The sequence below is a fragment of the Priestia sp. RMT2NF4 genome, assembly GCF_047872835.1.
Classification (GTDB): Bacteria; Bacillota; Bacilli; order Bacillales; family Bacillaceae_H; genus Priestia; species Priestia zanthoxyli.
The window spans coordinates 32,915-49,248 of sequence record NZ_JBLQZO010000014.1; the positions used below are offsets into that span (position 1 = coordinate 32,915).

General features: G+C 37.0%; 20 protein-coding genes. 1 reads left to right on the plus strand and 19 read right to left on the minus strand.

The features are described from left to right. Nucleotide 1: 1 nt before the first annotated feature. From purR to metG, 9 genes are all read right to left on the minus strand, one after another. Nucleotides 2–823, minus strand: coding sequence for a pur operon repressor (gene purR / locus ACMX9J_RS26450; protein ID WP_013054862.1), 822 nt, complete (start codon nucleotides 821–823; stop codon nucleotides 2–4). 56 nt (nucleotides 824–879) lie between these two features. Then, nucleotides 880–1,749: a 4-(cytidine 5'-diphospho)-2-C-methyl-D-erythritol kinase gene (gene ispE / locus ACMX9J_RS26455; RefSeq protein WP_013054861.1), complete on the minus strand. Its 870-nt coding sequence runs from the start codon at nucleotides 1,747–1,749 to the stop codon at nucleotides 880–882. 193 nt (nucleotides 1,750–1,942) lie between these two features. Then, nucleotides 1,943–2,113 carry a small, acid-soluble spore protein, alpha/beta type gene (locus ACMX9J_RS26460; protein ID WP_016762700.1) on the minus strand — a complete coding sequence of 57 codons (171 nt, stop codon included), beginning with the start codon at nucleotides 2,111–2,113 and terminating at the stop codon, nucleotides 1,943–1,945. Nucleotides 2,114–2,307: 194 nt separating this feature from the next. Then, a complete protein-coding gene (gene veg, locus ACMX9J_RS26465; protein ID WP_013054859.1) occupies nucleotides 2,308–2,541 on the minus strand; it encodes a biofilm formation stimulator Veg in 234 nt (77 codons plus the stop codon). 273 nt (nucleotides 2,542–2,814) lie between these two features. Then, on the minus strand, nucleotides 2,815–3,687 hold the full coding sequence (gene yabG / locus ACMX9J_RS26470) for a sporulation peptidase YabG (RefSeq protein ID WP_028412638.1): 873 nt from the start codon (nucleotides 3,685–3,687) through the stop codon (nucleotides 2,815–2,817). A gap of 77 nt (nucleotides 3,688–3,764) precedes the next feature. Continuing rightward, entirely contained in the window at nucleotides 3,765–4,643 is an 879-nt protein-coding gene (gene rsmA / locus ACMX9J_RS26475; protein WP_028412637.1) for a 16S rRNA (adenine(1518)-N(6)/adenine(1519)-N(6))-dimethyltransferase RsmA, read from the minus strand. Continuing rightward, nucleotides 4,637–5,200: a ribonuclease M5 gene (rnmV, locus tag ACMX9J_RS26480; RefSeq protein WP_028412636.1), complete on the minus strand. Its 564-nt coding sequence runs from the start codon at nucleotides 5,198–5,200 to the stop codon at nucleotides 4,637–4,639. The genes rsmA and rnmV overlap by 7 nt, the downstream gene beginning before the upstream one ends. Before the next feature lie 223 nt (nucleotides 5,201–5,423). Then, complete coding sequence (locus tag ACMX9J_RS26485; protein WP_028412635.1) at nucleotides 5,424–6,194, minus strand: TatD family hydrolase; 771 nt, start codon at nucleotides 6,192–6,194, stop codon at nucleotides 5,424–5,426. A 71-nt stretch (nucleotides 6,195–6,265) separates the two neighbouring features. Then, nucleotides 6,266–8,248: a methionine--tRNA ligase gene (gene metG, locus ACMX9J_RS26490; RefSeq protein ID WP_416226405.1), complete on the minus strand. Its 1,983-nt coding sequence runs from the start codon at nucleotides 8,246–8,248 to the stop codon at nucleotides 6,266–6,268. A gap of 566 nt (nucleotides 8,249–8,814) precedes the next feature. Between metG and ACMX9J_RS26495 the strand changes: the two genes are divergently transcribed. Continuing rightward, nucleotides 8,815–9,105 carry an AbrB/MazE/SpoVT family DNA-binding domain-containing protein gene (locus ACMX9J_RS26495; protein WP_170836841.1) on the plus strand — a complete coding sequence of 97 codons (291 nt, stop codon included), beginning with the start codon at nucleotides 8,815–8,817 and terminating at the stop codon, nucleotides 9,103–9,105. Nucleotides 9,106–9,137: 32 nt separating this feature from the next. On the opposite strand, the gene rsmI is transcribed toward ACMX9J_RS26495, so the two are convergent. The 10 genes from rsmI to ACMX9J_RS26545 form a co-directional block, all read right to left on the minus strand. Then, nucleotides 9,138–10,010, minus strand: a complete 873-nt coding sequence (rsmI, locus tag ACMX9J_RS26500) for a 16S rRNA (cytidine(1402)-2'-O)-methyltransferase (protein WP_416226406.1) — start codon at nucleotides 10,008–10,010, stop codon at nucleotides 9,138–9,140. Next, nucleotides 9,988–10,275 (minus strand): GIY-YIG nuclease family protein, encoded by a 288-nt coding sequence (locus ACMX9J_RS26505; protein ID WP_013054850.1) that lies wholly within the window; start codon nucleotides 10,273–10,275, stop codon nucleotides 9,988–9,990. The genes rsmI and ACMX9J_RS26505 overlap by 23 nt, the downstream gene beginning before the upstream one ends. After that, nucleotides 10,262–11,008: a tRNA1(Val) (adenine(37)-N6)-methyltransferase gene (locus ACMX9J_RS26510; RefSeq protein ID WP_028412633.1), complete on the minus strand. Its 747-nt coding sequence runs from the start codon at nucleotides 11,006–11,008 to the stop codon at nucleotides 10,262–10,264. The genes ACMX9J_RS26505 and ACMX9J_RS26510 overlap by 14 nt, the downstream gene beginning before the upstream one ends. A 78-nt stretch (nucleotides 11,009–11,086) precedes the next feature. After that, the gene (gene yabA / locus ACMX9J_RS26515) at nucleotides 11,087–11,452 is read right to left on the minus strand and encodes a DNA replication initiation control protein YabA (RefSeq protein WP_013054848.1); all 366 of its coding nucleotides are present in this window, start codon (nucleotides 11,450–11,452) and stop codon (nucleotides 11,087–11,089) included. Nucleotides 11,453–11,466: 14 nt separating this feature from the next. Then, a complete protein-coding gene (locus ACMX9J_RS26520) occupies nucleotides 11,467–12,294 on the minus strand; it encodes a PSP1 domain-containing protein (RefSeq protein ID WP_013054847.1) in 828 nt (275 codons plus the stop codon). Nucleotides 12,295–12,298: 4 nt separating this feature from the next. Beyond that, the gene (gene holB, locus ACMX9J_RS26525; RefSeq protein WP_013054846.1) at nucleotides 12,299–13,291 is read right to left on the minus strand and encodes a DNA polymerase III subunit delta'; all 993 of its coding nucleotides are present in this window, start codon (nucleotides 13,289–13,291) and stop codon (nucleotides 12,299–12,301) included. Nucleotides 13,292–13,324: 33 nt separating this feature from the next. Further along, the gene (locus ACMX9J_RS26530) at nucleotides 13,325–13,654 is read right to left on the minus strand and encodes a cyclic-di-AMP receptor (RefSeq protein WP_013054845.1); all 330 of its coding nucleotides are present in this window, start codon (nucleotides 13,652–13,654) and stop codon (nucleotides 13,325–13,327) included. Nucleotides 13,655–13,717: 63 nt separating this feature from the next. Then, nucleotides 13,718–14,344 (minus strand): dTMP kinase, encoded by a 627-nt coding sequence (gene tmk, locus ACMX9J_RS26535; RefSeq protein WP_028412632.1) that lies wholly within the window; start codon nucleotides 14,342–14,344, stop codon nucleotides 13,718–13,720. Between the two features lie 16 nt (nucleotides 14,345–14,360). Then, a complete protein-coding gene (locus ACMX9J_RS26540) occupies nucleotides 14,361–15,785 on the minus strand; it encodes an aminotransferase class I/II-fold pyridoxal phosphate-dependent enzyme (protein ID WP_033580808.1) in 1,425 nt (474 codons plus the stop codon). A 153-nt stretch (nucleotides 15,786–15,938) separates the two neighbouring features. Next, nucleotides 15,939–16,121 carry a sigma factor G inhibitor Gin gene (locus ACMX9J_RS26545; RefSeq protein ID WP_013081329.1) on the minus strand — a complete coding sequence of 61 codons (183 nt, stop codon included), beginning with the start codon at nucleotides 16,119–16,121 and terminating at the stop codon, nucleotides 15,939–15,941. Between the last annotated feature and the right edge of the window lie 213 nt (nucleotides 16,122–16,334).

Here is a 16,334-nt window from a genome sequence, read left to right on the forward strand (position 1 = left end):
ATCAAATATATTTTAAGTAATTGCCTTCCTGTACACGAATTTGTTTATCTTTAATATTTACATCTGTTAATTGTACAAGAGACACATACTCATCCACTAAACGTTCTTCAATATCTTCTGATTCTACTAAAACTCCAATACCAGCAACAGTTGCATCAAACTCTTCAAGCAAACTAACCATTCCATTTACCGTACCGCCGGCTTTCATGAAGTCATCAATGATGAGTACATTTGACCCCACCGCTAAACTTCTCTTAGCTAACAGCATCGTTTGAATGCGCTTAGATGAACCTGACACGTAGTTAATACTAACGGTCGATCCTTCAGTTACTTTACTGTCTCTGCGCACAATAACAACGGGCACGTCTAAATACTGAGCAACCGCATACGCAATAGGAATACCTTTTGTTGCTACAGTCATCACCACATCGATTTTGCGGTTAGCAAAAAGCGATGCATACAAGCGACCGATTTTATTCACAACGCGGGGGTTCCCTAAAATATCAGTTAAATATAAATATCCACCTGGCAATAAACGCTCAGGTTTTTCAATCAACCCACATAATTCTTGAACAAGCTGACCGGCTTCTTCATTCGTCATCTTTGGAATGAATTTAACTCCGCCGGCAGCCCCTGGTAGCGTAACCAAAGTTCCGATACCCTGCTGTTCAAAAGTTTGTTTAATAATCGCCATATCTTCGCTAATAGATGATTTTGCGGAATCATATTTATCTGCAAAATACGTAAGAGGGATAAGGCGCTGAGGGTTTTGAATGAAATAGTTGGTCATATCAATTAATCGTCCACTACGTCGAAACTTCATAACATCCTCCTGAAAATCCGAATATTGTAATGTAAATATAACATTAACATACGGATTTATTCAAGCGTTATTCGTTCACCTAGTAACCTAACTGCATAAACTTTATCACAAAAGCCACGTAATCCATTATAAATGCGATGCATACGTGAATCATGCTGTACAAGTCCAAATACAGTTGGCCCACTGCCGCTCATGAGTACAGCATCGGCGCCAAAACGCTTTATTTGTTCTTTAATGAGAGCTACTTCCGGATGCATTTTCAGCGTTACTGCTTCCAATACATTTCCGACAAGGCTACACATTTGATCATAATTTCCTGATTGTATGGCGTGAACCATCTCATCTACTTTAGGATGATCCATTTCCTCAATTTTTAAGTTTCGATATACATCTGCTGTAGAAACACCTATTTCAGGCTTAGCCAAAATCACCCAGCAGCTTGGAGGTGCCTCAATATGCTCTACAATCTCTCCGCGCCCTGTAGCAAGAGCTGTCCCTCCGTACACGCAAAAAGATACGTCAGAGCCAATCTCAGCCCCTATTTCTGCAAGTGTGTCTAATGATAACCCTAATTCCCATAACGTATTTAAACCGCGTAATGTAGCAGCCGCGTCACTGCTGCCTCCAGCTAATCCAGCAGCTACTGGAATATGTTTATCAATTAATATATTTACACCTTTTGAAATGTTATAACGTCGCTTCAAAATCTGCGCTGCCTGATAAGCAAGATTTCGCTGGTCATCTGGAACAAAGCGATTATGAGAATAAATAACAATTCGTCCATCTTCACGATCAGAAAGTTCAATTCTGTCCGCTAAATCAATTGTTGTCATAATCATCTTAACTTCATGGTAACCATCTGGGCGTTTATGTAACACATCAAGTGACAAATTTATTTTAGCCGGTGCTTTCACCATTAATTTCAACTTACTTCACCTACTTCATCTTATCGAGTTTAACGCTATTTTATCATAAAATGAACAAGATATAGCTGTTCATTTAAACATCTTTGTTTAATCCTCTGTTTTATCTTTCATTTTGGGACAAAAAAACCGAAGCGGTTATACACTTCGGTTTTCCTCATTTCACTTTAAATAATCGCATAAGCATTGATTTTCACTATTGCCTTAGCTGCTGCTGTGCAAGCTCCACTGCTCGCTTCACCATATTGCCTGCGTCTTTTGCCCGAATAGCGCCCCAACCTTCTGCTTGTACAGTATCGTAAAAACCAAGTTCTTTAGCCAGTTCTTCTTTCAGCTTCGATGACATAATCCCTCTACGCCTTGACATTGTACATGGCTCCTTTACGTATAAAATGAAATTTCAACCTGAATCTCCTCGCTCTTTATACATGAAAATGCGAGGACGATATGTATAGTATGTATAAAAAATAATGTATATATAATTTGAAAAAAAGACCAATAAAAAAGCAGTAAACCAATGTCCACTGCTCATCACCACTTGCTATATTGCCTATGTCATTCTTAGAAAAATTTTAGTTGCACTGTTTCCGTTAACACATCTGCGTAACTATACGAAACGCGCTCCAAAGAGTTTTCCTCTTGATCTAATTCAACGATAAAAACAGATGGGTACGTTTCTGTTAATACACCTGAACGTTCTACTGTTTTTCTACGACCACCGTTTGCTTTTAAAGTTAATCGTTGGCCTAGGTGCAAATCCAGCGCTTGCTTAATATCAGACAAAGTTTTCGCCATATTGGTCCACCTCACTATGTATAGTGTAACACATGTTAGAAAAATAGTCAAAAACATAAAATTATAACAATCTATCTCTAATTGTGTCAATAAATAATTTTCAACATGAATCTACATTTCGCTGTTAGTATGCTCGTTTTTTAACGAAATATGTATATCTTTAGCAAATATTGAAAATGATTTTGTGAAATTCAGCGTATACTTTGGCTTCATACGAAAAAACAACTGGTTGCACATCATGCGTGTACATGCTGTAACCAGTTGTTTTTATTTCTACTCATCGCTTTCATAAGGCATGCCCGTGCGAAGCAGCCCTTTTGTTTCTACTCCTCCTAAACCTTTAGCACCCGTTAATGTATTACGTAAGACGTCCCATACATTAATACGATCCGTGAAAGGAGTAAAACTTAGTTTTGCTACTACATACACGGGGTCAAGCGCATGAATATTTACACGCGAAGGTGAACTAGCAAAGTTTGCTCCAGCTTGAATCAATAATTCAAAATGCGATTGACAGGCACCTGCAAAAATCACCAGCTGATCTAAATTACCAACTCTTTTTCTTGCTTCTTGGACTGTTCGAATATAGTGCTTGGAATGTCTATAAGCAAGAAGATCATCCTTATTTCCTTTTCCTTTGGAATAAGCATCATGCCCTGTCAGCACCAGAATATCAGGCCTTACATCCTCAATTAACTTTCCAACTTTCTCCGGCATCTCTGACTCTACGCAATGAACACCATAAACAGGAACACCAATTTTTTCGTAAACTAATAAACATTTACGTAAATAATTAGGGTCTCCGTCTACGTGCAGGACCTTTCCAGGAATTTGAAACAAGCGATGTGAATGGCTGTATCCATTAGTCATGCTATATTCAGTTTTCTCTCGAACGAGCCGATAATCCTGTTGAATAAGCTCCAAGGATCTTTCTAAAAGTTCTTCTTCTTGTTTTTTTCTTTGATCCTGTTCTTTAGCATCCACAACCTCTAAATCTGTACAAGGAGCGTCGGCAATCAACCGAACGTCTTCTCCTATTAAAGTCGCATATTTCCCCGCTTCGCTGTCATTAATAGCTATAACACGAAAAAGCAAATCTCTTTGATAAGAAGGTCGTGTAACTATATCACCAATTTTGATGTTCATATGCTTCACTCCGTCTTTGCTACTTCAAAAATAAATTCTCTTCATAGCCTATGACTTCATGATAAAAATGTGATGATTTAGCGAAATGATTTTAAAAGTTGGTCACTTAACGCTCCGAATTCTTGAATAGACAGCGTTTCGCCTCTTCTTTTCGGATCAATTTCAGCAGTTGCAAGTGCTTGCTCAATGTCCGCTTTTTTCTGTTTCCCATTTGGCAAGTTGTTCACTAGATTGTTTAAAATGGTTTTTCGGCGCTGTCCAAAACTTGCTCGTACAACTTGGAAGAAGAATGCTTCATCTTGTACTTCTACCGCTGGCTTCGGTCTTCTCAGCAGCCGAATAACAGCTGAATCTACATTAGGCTGCGGATTAAATACTGTTTTAGGCACAATCATAACCGTCTCAGCCTCTGTATAGTATTGAATCGCAATAGAAAGCGAACCGTACTCCTTTGTTCCCGGTTTAGCTGCTATACGGTCGGCAACTTCTTTTTGAAGCATAACAACGATTCCCCGTACCGGAATTTGCTCTTCTAATAATTTCATCAAAATGGGTGTCGTCACGTAATACGGTAAATTCGCAACGACCATTAAATCTTCTATGTTTTCGAATTCTTGTTCGAGCGTCTCTTTTAAATCCGCTTTTAACACATCTTGATGAATAACTTTTGCATTTGGGTAAGGAGAAAGAGTGTCGGCTAAAATCGGAAGCAGACGCTGGTCGATTTCAAATGCCAGTACTTTTTTTGCGCGCTTTGCTAGCTGTTCAGTTAACGCTCCGATACCGGGTCCAATTTCAATTGCTCCCGTTTCTTCTGTTATTTCTGCATGATCAACAATGCGATGTAAAATGTTCGTATCAATTAAAAAATTTTGTCCCAAACTCTTTTTAAATGTAAAACCGTATTTCTTTAAAATTTCCTTGGTTCGATTAGGCGTTGCAATATCTTTTAACACGATTCCTTTTCCTCCTTATTTATCTGCTCAACAGCTTTGATAAACTCCTCTTTTGAAATTTGGAACATCTGTAATCGTTTATGAAGCTGCTTTCCATTGGCATAGCCTATTTTTAATAACTTTCCTATTCTTTCACGTCGAGACTTGGCTTTACTATCTCCTACCAAACGAGCTACGATTAAATCCTCTTGAGAAATCTCCATATCTGCTTCTACCCACTCTTGCTTTACATCTTTTAGTGCTTTTTGAATAGACGCAATAGAAGCATGTTCAACTCCAATACCTTTGCCGTTTTTAGGGCGAGCCTCTTCTTTATCTAAAAATGCATGTTTACATCCTGGAACACGTTCTGAAACAATATTTCGAATTCGCTGTCCTGGATAATCTGGATCTGTAAAAATAATTACGCCTCTTGTTTTTTGAGCTAATTTTACTTTTTCAATGGTTTCTTCATTTACAGCTGATCCATTTGTCTCGATAGTATCCGCATCCACTGCACGTTTAATCGCTACGGTATCGTCCCGACCTTCTACTACAATAATTTCTTTAATCTTCATTTCTTCCTCCAAAACATTCAGTTTTGTTCATTTGCTTTTCAGTAAAAATGAAATGCTCGTTACTCACATCATTTTTCTTCTATGAAATCAACGTTTTATCTTATTATCAACTAAATTAAAAAGCATCTATCTGTTATTTTAACTGAAAAAGGCAGAGGATAACATTCTCCTCTGCGCCTATCTTTACTTTAACACGAAAATGATTGTTATATGAGAAAAAGTTTTAATCATTAATGCCAAATAGCTTTTTAGCGTTAGCTGTTGTAATATCAGCCAACTCTTCATACGTTATGCCTTTTAACTCTGCAATTTGCTCCGCTACGTATGACACATAACCAGGTTCATTGCGCTTGCCGCGGAATGGATGAGGAGTTAGATAAGGACAGTCTGTTTCAATTAATAGTTTATCTAAAGGAAGTTCTGCAGCAACTTCTTTTGGTTTTTTTGCATTTTTAAAAGTAACAGGTCCACCAAAAGAAATATACATATTCATATCCATACACTGCTTCGCTACTTCAATACTGCCCGTGAAGCAATGCATAATCCCGCCTACTTCCTCTACGTGCTCTTCTTTTAAAATGGTTACCACGTCTTCGGTGGCATCACGATTATGAATAATGATAGGTAAATTCACTTTGCGCGCTAAGCGAATTTGACGGCGAAATACGTCCTTTTGAACCTCTTTAGGTGATTTATCCCAATGATAGTCTAATCCCATCTCTCCTAAAGCCACAACTTTCGGATGCTGAGCTAACTCTTCAATCCAAGCTAAATGCTCATCCGTCATATCAATTGCATCTACTGGATGCCAGCCTACACTAGCATAGATAAAGTCGTACGTTTCAGCTATTTGAATAGCTTTTTTAATGGTAGGTTCATCAAATCCAACAACCACCATGTTTTGAACACCTTTTTCTAACGCGCGATTAATTACTTCTTGCAAATCGTCTTCATACTGTTCTGCGTTTAAATGAACATGTGTATCAAATAACATCTAATCGATCCTTTCCATGAATAAAAGGGGGTCCTCGCATGTTACACGTGAAACACCCCTTTTACCTATACTTATTTTATCTTCGTGCCGTTTGCTAAGTTTTGATCTACGCTTGCTAGTGAAAGACCATTCTCATCTTCACCGGCTAAAATCATTCCTTGTGATAGTTCGCCGCGCAATTTTACAGGTTTTAAGTTGGTTACACAAATTACTTTGCGACCTACTAATTCTTCAGGCTTATAAAACTTGGCAATACCTGATACAACTTGGCGTTTTTCATAGCCAAGATCAAGCTGCAGCTTTAATAGTTTATCTGCCTTCTTAACTGGTTCTACTTGCGTAACTTGCGCTACACGAAGCTCTACTTTCATGAAATCATCAATCGTAATCTCTTCAGAAAGCTCTTCCTTCACAACAGGTTTTTCTTCCTTCGGAGCACTTCCTTGCATCTGCTCTTTAATAAACGCTACCTCTTCTTCTCGATCTAGACGAGGGAACATTGGCTCACCTTTTTCTACTTTTGTGCCTTCTTTAAGCATATTAAAGCGCGTCGTGCTTTCCCACGTTTTTAACACATCTTCTTTTACACCGATCTGAGCAAAAATTTTCTCAGGTGTACGTGTTAAGAATGGCTGTAGTAATACCGCAATGTGACGAATTGATTCAGCTAGATGTGTCATAACGGAAGCAAGTTCTGCACGCTTATTCTCATCTTTTGCTAACGCCCAAGGCTGCGTTTCATCAATGTATTTATTCGTGCGGCTTACATATTGCCAGATAGAAGCAAGAGCCACTGAAAACTCCATATCCTCCATCGCTTCTTCATATTTATTCACTGTATCTTTTTGAGCTTGTACGATAAGTGCATCAAACTCTGTTACATTTCCTTCATAAGTCGGAATAACACCATCAAAATACTTATTAATCATCGCCACTGTACGGTTAACTAGGTTGCCAAGGTCATTTGCTAAGTCAAAGTTAATACGTTCAACAAACGCTTCTGGTGTGAATACACCGTCTGAACCGAATGGAACTTCACGAAGCAAGTAGTAACGAAGGGCATCTAACCCATAGCGGTCAATCAATGTCACTGGGTCTACTACATTCCCTTTTGACTTCGACATCTTTCCATCTTTCATTAATAACCAGCCGTGAGCAAATACTTTCTTAGGAAGTGGCAAATCAAGTGCCATCAACATGATTGGCCAATAAATGGTATGGAAACGTACGATTTCTTTTCCTACTAAATGTACGTTAGCCGGCCAGTATTTTCGATAGTTTTCATCATTCTCAGTATCATACCCAAGAGAGGTGATATAGTTAGAAAGCGCATCAATCCATACGTAAATAACGTGTTTTGGGTTACCTGGAACTTTTACCCCCCAATCAAACGTCGTACGAGAAACAGCTAAGTCTTCAAGACCCGGCTTAATAAAATTATTGATCATTTCGTTTTTACGAGACTCCGGTTGAATAAATGAAGGGTTCTCTTCATAAAAAGCTAGTAAACGATCTACGTATTTCCCCATTTTAAAGAAATAGGACTCTTCTCGAACGAGCTCTACAGGGTGTCCGCTATCCGGGCTTTTCCCACCTACAACTTTTCCATTTTCAACGATTGGATCTACTAGTTGATGCTCTGTATAGTACGTCTCATCGGGAACTGAATACCAACCTTCATACTCATCAAGATAAATATCACCTTGTTCTAAAAGGCGCGCGAAAATCTTTTCCACGATTTCTTTATGTCTTGGTTCTGTTGTACGGATAAAATCGTCATACGAAATATCCATCTTATCCCACAGCTCTTTGATTCCAGAGACAATATCATCTACGTATTGCTGAGGTGTCACGTTTTTCTCTTCTGCTTTTCGCTGAATTTTTTGACCATGTTCATCCGTACCTGTTAAATAACGTACGTCAAACCCTCTCAAACGTTTATAACGAGCCATTGCATCTCCCGCTACCGTCGTGTATGCGTGCCCTATATGTAATTTACCACTCGGATAATAAATCGGCGTAGTAATGTAAAATGTATTATTTCCATCTGCCATGTTCATAACCTCCAACATTCCATTTCAACATTTTGATTTATATGGATGTAATCATATAAACCCTGTCTTCTTATTCTACTATCTATCATACTATTTTACATGATAATTTCAAAACATTCTCTTCCTATATACACGGGAATATGACGGATTCACTTCATTTTTAAATAATCGTTATTTTCCCAAAAAATAATCCTGTTAATTGTATCAGCTTCGCCCTATTTTTATAAAAAATATACCCCCATTCAAAAAGTCACTTTGATAAAAACGACAAATAGGTCTAATTTTGTCGTTTTATGTCGAATTACATTTACCCTATCTTCAAAATAGTTAATATCAAGCTATTTAGGCGATTAATCTTTTTTCCAATGAAACCCCTTGTCATTCCTTGACTGACGGTCACAATTAGCTTCTAAACGAGTCGGGGAAAAAATTTTTTCCCAGCTACATTTTTTTACATATAAAATGATTGACTAGTTTTGGAAACGCTGGTATTATGAAAGTACGTTGAAATTGTCGAATAATGACGAAAGTAATAACATAGAAAAATGATCATTGAGAGGAGAACGATTAACATGAAATCTACAGGTATTGTTCGTAAAGTTGATGAATTAGGACGCGTAGTAATTCCAATTGAATTACGTCGTACATTAGGAATTGCAGAGAAAGATGCTCTAGAAATCTATGTAGATGAAGAGCGCATCATCTTAAAAAAATATAAACCAAACATGACTTGCCAAGTAACAGGTGAAGTATCTGATGATAACATTCAACTTGCTAGCGGCAAATTAATTCTAAGCCGTGAAGGTGCAGAACAAATCATGAAAGAACTTCAAGATTCTTTACAAGCTTCTAAATAAAACGAAAAGCTGTCTATGATAGACAGCTTTTTTTAATGTACGTGATATTCACTATAAATGTCTCGTTTTGATACATCTCGGTCTTTTGCCACTTGCTTAATCGCTTCTTTGTTTGAAAGTCCTTCTTCTACATAGTGATCAACGTGCTCGATAATGGTGAGCTGTTCCCACCATAGATTACTTTCATCTGGCGCTTCTTCATTTGTCCCTTCAAGAATTAAGCAGAATTCCCCTCTAATATCTGTGGCATTTGTCCATTCAATTGCTTCTAATACGCTTCCTCTTAAAAATTCTTCATAGCGTTTGGTTAACTCTCTACATAACACAATAGATCGGTTCCCTAAAATTTCTTCTATACTCTTTAGCGTTTCTTTTAATCGATGAGGGGCTTCATAAAATATCATGCTTTCTTTAATATACTGAAGCTCTTGAAGCTGTTCTTTACGCTGTTTTTTATTTCTGTTTAAAAATCCATAGAAATAAAACTGCCCTGTAGGTAGACCAGAAGCAATTAAAGCTGTTAATGCTGCGTTAGGCCCCGGCAGCGGAACAACCGTATATCCTTCTTTAACGGCAGCTACCACTAACTCATAACCAGGATCTGAAATACAGGGCATACCCGCGTCGCTTACTAAAGCAATATTTTTTTCACTGTCCAAGTCGCTTAACAGCTGTTCACTTTTTGTATGTTTATTATGTTCATGATAACTTGTAATAGGCGTATCGATTTCAAAGTAGTTACATAGTTTTTTCGTTTGTCTCGTATCTTCTGCGGCAATATAATCAACTTCTTTTAAAATTCGAATCGCACGAAATGTCATATCCTCTAAGTTTCCAATAGGAGTGGGAACTAAATATAAAACGCCTCGTTCATTCGATACATCATAACTTTTTTGTGATTTCATTCTGCTTTTCTTGCTCCCTTCGAATGTAAGCCTGTTTTTGCACTCTGCTTAACTGTTTGAACCAATACTCTTTTTGCATAGCTTCTGTTTTAGAAGTAAACACCTCATGCCAAATTAATGAAACAGGCCTTCTTGCTCTCGTATATTTTGCCCCTTTCCCTTCATTATGGACAGAAATACGTTTTTGCAAATTATTCGTGTAACCAGCGTAATACGTACAGTCCTTGCATTCAACTACATAAAAATAATGATTATTCTGTTCCATATAAAATCCTTTTTAATTCGTCCGTGTATTCATCATTATCTTGGTAGACCACCAGCGGAGGAAGAATCTTTAAATCTGGACTTCCATCCTTCGTACCTTCAATTAAAAGTGTATTTGCTTCTTTCCCATCTTTAGGATAGACAAACTGAAGTCTCTTTGGCTCTAAACGGTATTGCCTCATTAACGTAACGATATCTAATAGTCTCCCTGGACGGTGAACCAATGCTACTTTTCCGCCTTGCTTAACTAGTTGACTACTGGCTCTAATCACATCTTCCAACGAACAATGAATTTCGTGGCGAGCGATTGCAAAGTGTTCGTTTTCATTTATTTCTTCTTTATTGGATGTGGTGAAATAAGGAGGATTACATGTTACAACATCATATTTTCCATAACCCAGTTCTTGAGGTGCATTTTTTAAATCACCATGTATCATTTTAATCTGCCCATCCAGCTGATTATACGCAATACTTCTTTGTGCCATACTATGTAGCCGCTCTTGAATTTCTACACCAATGATTTTTCCCTTTGTTCGTTTAGATAAAAACAGTGGGATTACACCGTTTCCTGAACATAAATCAACCAAGTTGCCTTTACGAATTGGGACATAAGCAAAGTGAGATAAAAGCACAGCATCCAATGAAAAGGAAAAGACAGATGGACTTTGAATAATGCGCATTTCCTCATCGGCTAATAGATAATCTAAACGTTCATCTCCATATAACTCAACCATAATCGTTCTTCTCCTTGTACATCTATTATTTACATCTTTTACTCATAAAAAGAACCTCTCCAAAAGGGAGAGGTGTTGTTACTTTTTATTTAAAAATGACAAGCAAAACAAACAGTCTCCATCTTTACGCACACTTCCATAATGAATGTTACAAATATGAAAACCCTCTTGGTAAAGGCGAGCCAAATTGTCATATCCTTCTCCGATATCAATTTGTTTTTGCTCTTTTGTTTGAGCGCTTGCTTTTGAATGTCTATTTTTCAGCTTCGTTTCGAAGTTTGTCTGGTCAAGGCGACGGCGCAAATGATCATTTTCTATTTGCAGATGATGATTTTCTTCAATTAGCTCAGCAAGATGCTCTTTCAACTCACCTAACTGCTTATATAAATGACCAATTTGTTCCTCCATGTTTGTCACCGAATCAAAAATCTCTTTTTTATCCACCTTTGCCCACCTCGTTAATCTGTGGCTTGAAACGAAACAGCACCTTCATTATTGATCTCATCCAGAGTATACTCTAAAATTTGTTCGTGATCTGACAGTTCCACTTGAATAATTCTTTCCAAAATATTCAAACCTACTACACGTCCTGAACCATCTGAAGTTTTAATTGTTGAGCCTATATCAGGAAGCTGTTCTTTTGCCGTTTCATACTCATCATTTTCATATTTTAAACAACACATCAAACGTCCGCATAAACCAGAAATTTTCGTTGGATTAAGCGATAGGTTTTGGTCTTTGGCCATCTTAATAGAAACCGGCTCAAAATCACCTAAAAACGTTGAGCAACATAGCATACGTCCACAAGGACCTATCCCACCCAACAGTTTTGCCTCGTCTCGTACACCAATTTGACGAAGCTCAATTCGCGTACGGAAAATAGCAGCTAAATCTTTAACTAGCTCTCTAAAATCAATACGGCCGTCTGCTGTAAAATAAAAAATGACTTTATTACGATCAAACGTATATTCTACATCTACTAACTTCATATCTAAATCGTGTGATTGAATTTTTTGCACGCATACGTCATACGCTTCTCTAGCAGCTTGTTTATTTTCATCCACAATCAGCCTGTCTTTTTGTTCAGCAATGCGGATTACTTTTTTCAAAGGAAGCACGACATCATGTTCACTTACTTGCTTTTTGTTAATAACCACTCTGCCAAATTCAACACCACGAACTGTTTCTACAATAACAAACTCACCATCTGGAATTGTAAGTTCTCCAGGGTCAAAATAATATATTTTTCCCGCTTTTTTAAAGCGAACGCCTACTACATCATACAAGCTTTTATCCCTCCTGCAAATCCAACACCAGCTGTTCCATTAATAACTGTAGATTCATATTTGAATTTAATTTATTTTTGGCCTTCAAGATAACCTCTAAGCGATAAATCGCTTTTTCCTGCGTTGTCTGAAGAGCTTGCTGTTTTAATTCTTCTATTTTATGACGATAGACGATTTTAGACTCTTGTCCAACTTGCAGCGTCAACAAATCACGGTAAAGAAGCATCAATAAAGTTAAACCAATATGAGCTTGTTCTTTTTCTTTAAAATGTGTTACCCACTTTTCATGAATAAAAAGAAGAGCTTGTTGAGGTCTCGTTGTTAACACTTCATATAATTGTATCACTAACTTTATTGCAAGTCCAAACCATTCATCTTTACTTAATTCAATTGCTTCATCAATGCTGTTTGTTAAATTAGACAAGATGGACGCATCTACTGCGGAAAGGCCATTTTCTACTAGTTTTTCAGCTAACTGTTCTGGTGTAAGAGATCGAAATGATATTACTTGGCAACGTGAGATAATCGTATCTAATAAGCGCTGTATATTTTCTGTTAATAAAATTGCATAAGTTCCGTTGCCAGGCTCTTCTAAAAATTTCAGTAAACTATTTGCTGCGCTTACTGTCATTTTATCAACATGATTCACAATATATAACTTTTTATTAGATTCAACACCGGTTTTTGTGAATTCTGATTGCAAGAATTGAATTTGCTCTTTTTTAATCGATAAACCAGCTGGCTCAATCAAGTGAATATCTGGATGATTACCTGAATCAATTCGCCGGCAGTTACTGCACTCATGGCATGGCCTATGATTAACTGGATTTTGGCAAAACAGTGCTTTAGCAAACAAAAAACTAATTTGTTTTTTACCTGTTCCTTTGCTTCCTTCAAATAAATAAGCATGAGCAACTCGCTCTTTAAGTAAGCTGTTTTGCAAAATCTTTAATACGTTCGGCTGAAGAGCTTCAAGCTGTTCCCATGTATTTCCCATTCAATCATCACTTTCTATTTAAAATCTTCTCTCTTAAAATTGATGAAATTGATCTACTGGTAGTACGAATACTGTAGCTCCGCCCACTTCAACTTCAACAGGATACGGAATGTATGAATCTGCATTACCACCCATCGGTGCCACAGGAGAAATCATCTGTCTGCGGTTTTCACATTGGCCCTTAATAATATCAAGTACTTCATCTACTTTATGATCATCTGTACCAATCATAATTGTTGTATTCCCTGATTTTAAAAATCCGCCCGTACTTGATAATTTGGTTGAACGAAATCCTCTTTCTACAAGTGCATTTAAAAGCTTTGAGCTATCTGAATCTTGAATAACGGCCATTACTAATTTCATGAATAACACCTCATTTTACTTTATTGTTAAGAATAGTATAGCAAGAATAACAATCATCTGTATTTATTTTAAAATCAATTGTATCTGTTTATAAGCTTCTTCACAGACCTTTTCAATGGATTGATTTGCATCAATTCGGCGAATACGCTCTGGAAATTGACTCAAAAGAGATAGATATCCATCTCGTACTTTGTAATGAAAGTCTAAGGATTCTAAATCTAATCGATTAATCTCATCTTTTCGACCTTTATTAATTCTTTCTAATCCTACCTCAGGCTCAATATCAAAATATAAAGTGGCCTGTGGCATCGTTTGCTCAATAGCAAATTGATTGATAGCAAAAATATCTTCTACACCTATCCCCCGCGCATTTCCTTGATAAGCAAGTGAGCTATCAATAAAACGGTCACATAATACTATATTCCCTTTATTTAGCTCAGGAATCACTTTTTCTACAAGATGTTGTCTCCTAGCCGCAGCGTAAAGAAGTGCTTCTGTTCTGGCATCCATTTCCGTGTTAGATGGATTTAAGATGATTTCACGAATTTGTTCAGCAATTCGTATGCCTCCAGGCTCTCTTGTTAATACAATGTTATAGCCATCTTGTATTAATTTTTGTTGAACCATATGGATGATGGTCGTCTTACCAGCACCCTCTGGCCCTTCGAATGTAATAAACGTTCCTGACATGTATAAATTCCTTTCTCTATTTAAATACTTCTATTTTTCCTTCTTCCATACAAGAGCCGCCTTGAATATGACCATTTAACCTTTGAATATGCAAAATATAGTCAATATGATTGCTCGTAATCGTTTCTCCCTCCATTAAAATAGGAATTCCAGGAGGATATGGAATAATAGATTGTGCGCTTACACACCCAATCGCTTCTTCAAACGAACACATATGCTTTGTCCTTAATTTTCTTTCTTCCATAGACAGGAGAACCGTTGCCCTTGAAAAACGAAATGGTTTGATTAGTGGTTTTTCATACGACTTACGCTGTATATTTGCTACTGCTTGTCTAACCCGCTTAATTGTATCATTAAAGTCCCAACTGCTGCTTAACGGTAGAACAAACAATACATAGTTAACGTCAGCTAGTTCTGTATAAATATCTTGTTTTTCCAGTTCCTTTTGCAAATCATATCCTGTTGCCGCCGAACAAGTCAATATCATTTTCAAAAGGTCGGTAGCAGTTTGATCTGTCTCCACATTAATAGTTGAAAGTGTATCAATCTTATTAATCTTTTCAACAAACGAATGAATATTGTCAGTCATTCTATCGATATCATGCTGTGTAAACTGCTGCAGATAATACCGTGCCAAATCGAGAGAAGCCATAATAGGGTATGAAGGACTGCTTGACTGAAGTACTTGTAGGTAATGGCGCACCGCTTGCTTATTCACTAATGTTCCCTGCATATGTAAATAAGAACCCATTGTCATAGCTGGTAGCGTTTTATGTGCTGACTGAACGACAAGGTCAGCTCCATACGTAACAGCTGACGACGGAAAAGGATTGCCTAAAATAAAATGGGCTCCATGAGCTTCATCAATAACTATAGGAATATTGTAGCTATGAATAAAGTCAATGGTCTCCTTTAAATCTCGTGCCACCCCGTAGTAAGTAGGATTTGTTAATACAAATGCTTTTATATCCTCAGAACGCTCTAAAGCCGCTTTAATTGTTTTAATGGATACACCTGTACTAAGATGTGTTTTTGAATCTATTTCAGGAGCTAAAAAAATAGGTGATGCCTTTGATAAAGTAATAGCATTAAAAATAGATTTATGAGAATCTCTTTGAACAGCAATTTTATCTCCTTCTTGACAAAGAGATAAAATTGCTGAGAGGTTGCCTACAGTAGAACCATTAACTAAAAAAAAGCTTTCATCTACTCCATACAACTTTGCCGTTAACTCTTGTGCTTCTTTAATAACAGATTCTGCTTCATGTAAATCATCTAATCCGCTAATTTCCGTTAGATCGTATTGCAAAAAATCTGCGTAAGAAGACTGAATATGTGAAGGGAGAATTTGACCATTTTTATGGCCGGGCACGTGGTAAGAGAGTGACCTCTTTTCGCTATGCCTTACTAAACGGTTATATAAAGGTAAATATGTATCCATACATCCATTCCTTACTTTTTGTAAATATAACATTGTTAACTTGATAAAAGAATATGTAAGCATTTTTCCTATCAAAATTCATTTTTCTTTCATTATAACAAACTTAGATGATTTTTTTGAGCCATATAAAGAAGCCCTTATAAAAAAGGGCTTTTAGTAAGAAAACGCTCCTGATATTCTCTTTAATTGATTTACTAACAATTGATAACGAAAATGAGATGAATCCACCTCTACAATCTCTACCTCGCAGTGTTGGCATATAAAGCTGGAAAACACCTCAATACCCTTTGTATGCTGTTCATGACAAACGGAACATGTTTTAATTTGTTTTTCCATTACTCTCCACCTCCACTAAATAAGTATCGACAAGATGTAACTTCTTTATGCAGTTCATTTACCCCATTTTATGTAGATAGCTTATACTTTGTGAATAATAAAAAAAGACTAGCTAAAATAGCTAGTCTTTTTTCAAGTGCCTGGCAACGTCCTACTCTCACAGGGACAAAGTCCCAACTACCATTGGCGCTAAAGAGCTTAACTTCCGTGTTC

What these genes read in the sequence shown, in the direction of transcription:
- purR (WP_013054862.1), bottom strand. Translation starts at nt 823, where the DNA reads ATGAAGTTTCGACGTAGTGGACGATTAATTGATATGACCAACTATTTC.
- ACMX9J_RS26460 (WP_016762700.1), bottom strand. Translation starts at nt 2,113, where the DNA reads ATGTCAAGGCGTAGAGGGATTATGTCATCGAAGCTGAAAGAAGAACTG.
- veg (WP_013054859.1), bottom strand. Translation starts at nt 2,541, where the DNA reads ATGGCGAAAACTTTGTCTGATATTAAGCAAGCGCTGGATTTGCACCTA.
- yabG (WP_028412638.1), bottom strand. Translation starts at nt 3,687, where the DNA reads ATGAACATCAAAATTGGTGATATAGTTACACGACCTTCTTATCAAAGA.
- rnmV (WP_028412636.1), bottom strand. Translation starts at nt 5,200, where the DNA reads ATGAAGATTAAAGAAATTATTGTAGTAGAAGGTCGGGACGATACCGTA.
- ACMX9J_RS26485 (WP_028412635.1), bottom strand. Translation starts at nt 6,194, where the DNA reads ATGTTATTTGATACACATGTTCATTTAAACGCAGAACAGTATGAAGAC.
- metG (WP_416226405.1), bottom strand. Translation starts at nt 8,248, where the DNA reads ATGGCAGATGGAAATAATACATTTTACATTACTACGCCGATTTATTAT.
- rsmI (WP_416226406.1), bottom strand. Translation starts at nt 10,010, where the DNA reads ATGAAATCACAAAAAAGTTATGATGTATCGAATGAACGAGGCGTTTTA.
- ACMX9J_RS26505 (WP_013054850.1), bottom strand. Translation starts at nt 10,275, where the DNA reads ATGGAACAGAATAATCATTATTTTTATGTAGTTGAATGCAAGGACTGT.
- ACMX9J_RS26510 (WP_028412633.1), bottom strand. Translation starts at nt 11,008, where the DNA reads ATGGTTGAGTTATATGGAGATGAACGTTTAGATTATCTATTAGCCGAT.
- holB (WP_013054846.1), bottom strand. Translation starts at nt 13,291, where the DNA reads ATGGGAAATACATGGGAACAGCTTGAAGCTCTTCAGCCGAACGTATTA.
- ACMX9J_RS26530 (WP_013054845.1), bottom strand. Translation starts at nt 13,654, where the DNA reads ATGAAATTAGTAATGGCCGTTATTCAAGATTCAGATAGCTCAAAGCTT.
- tmk (WP_028412632.1), bottom strand. Translation starts at nt 14,344, where the DNA reads ATGTCAGGAACGTTTATTACATTCGAAGGGCCAGAGGGTGCTGGTAAG.
- ACMX9J_RS26540 (WP_033580808.1), bottom strand. Translation starts at nt 15,785, where the DNA reads ATGGATACATATTTACCTTTATATAACCGTTTAGTAAGGCATAGCGAA.
- ACMX9J_RS26545 (WP_013081329.1), bottom strand. Translation starts at nt 16,121, where the DNA reads ATGGAAAAACAAATTAAAACATGTTCCGTTTGTCATGAACAGCATACA.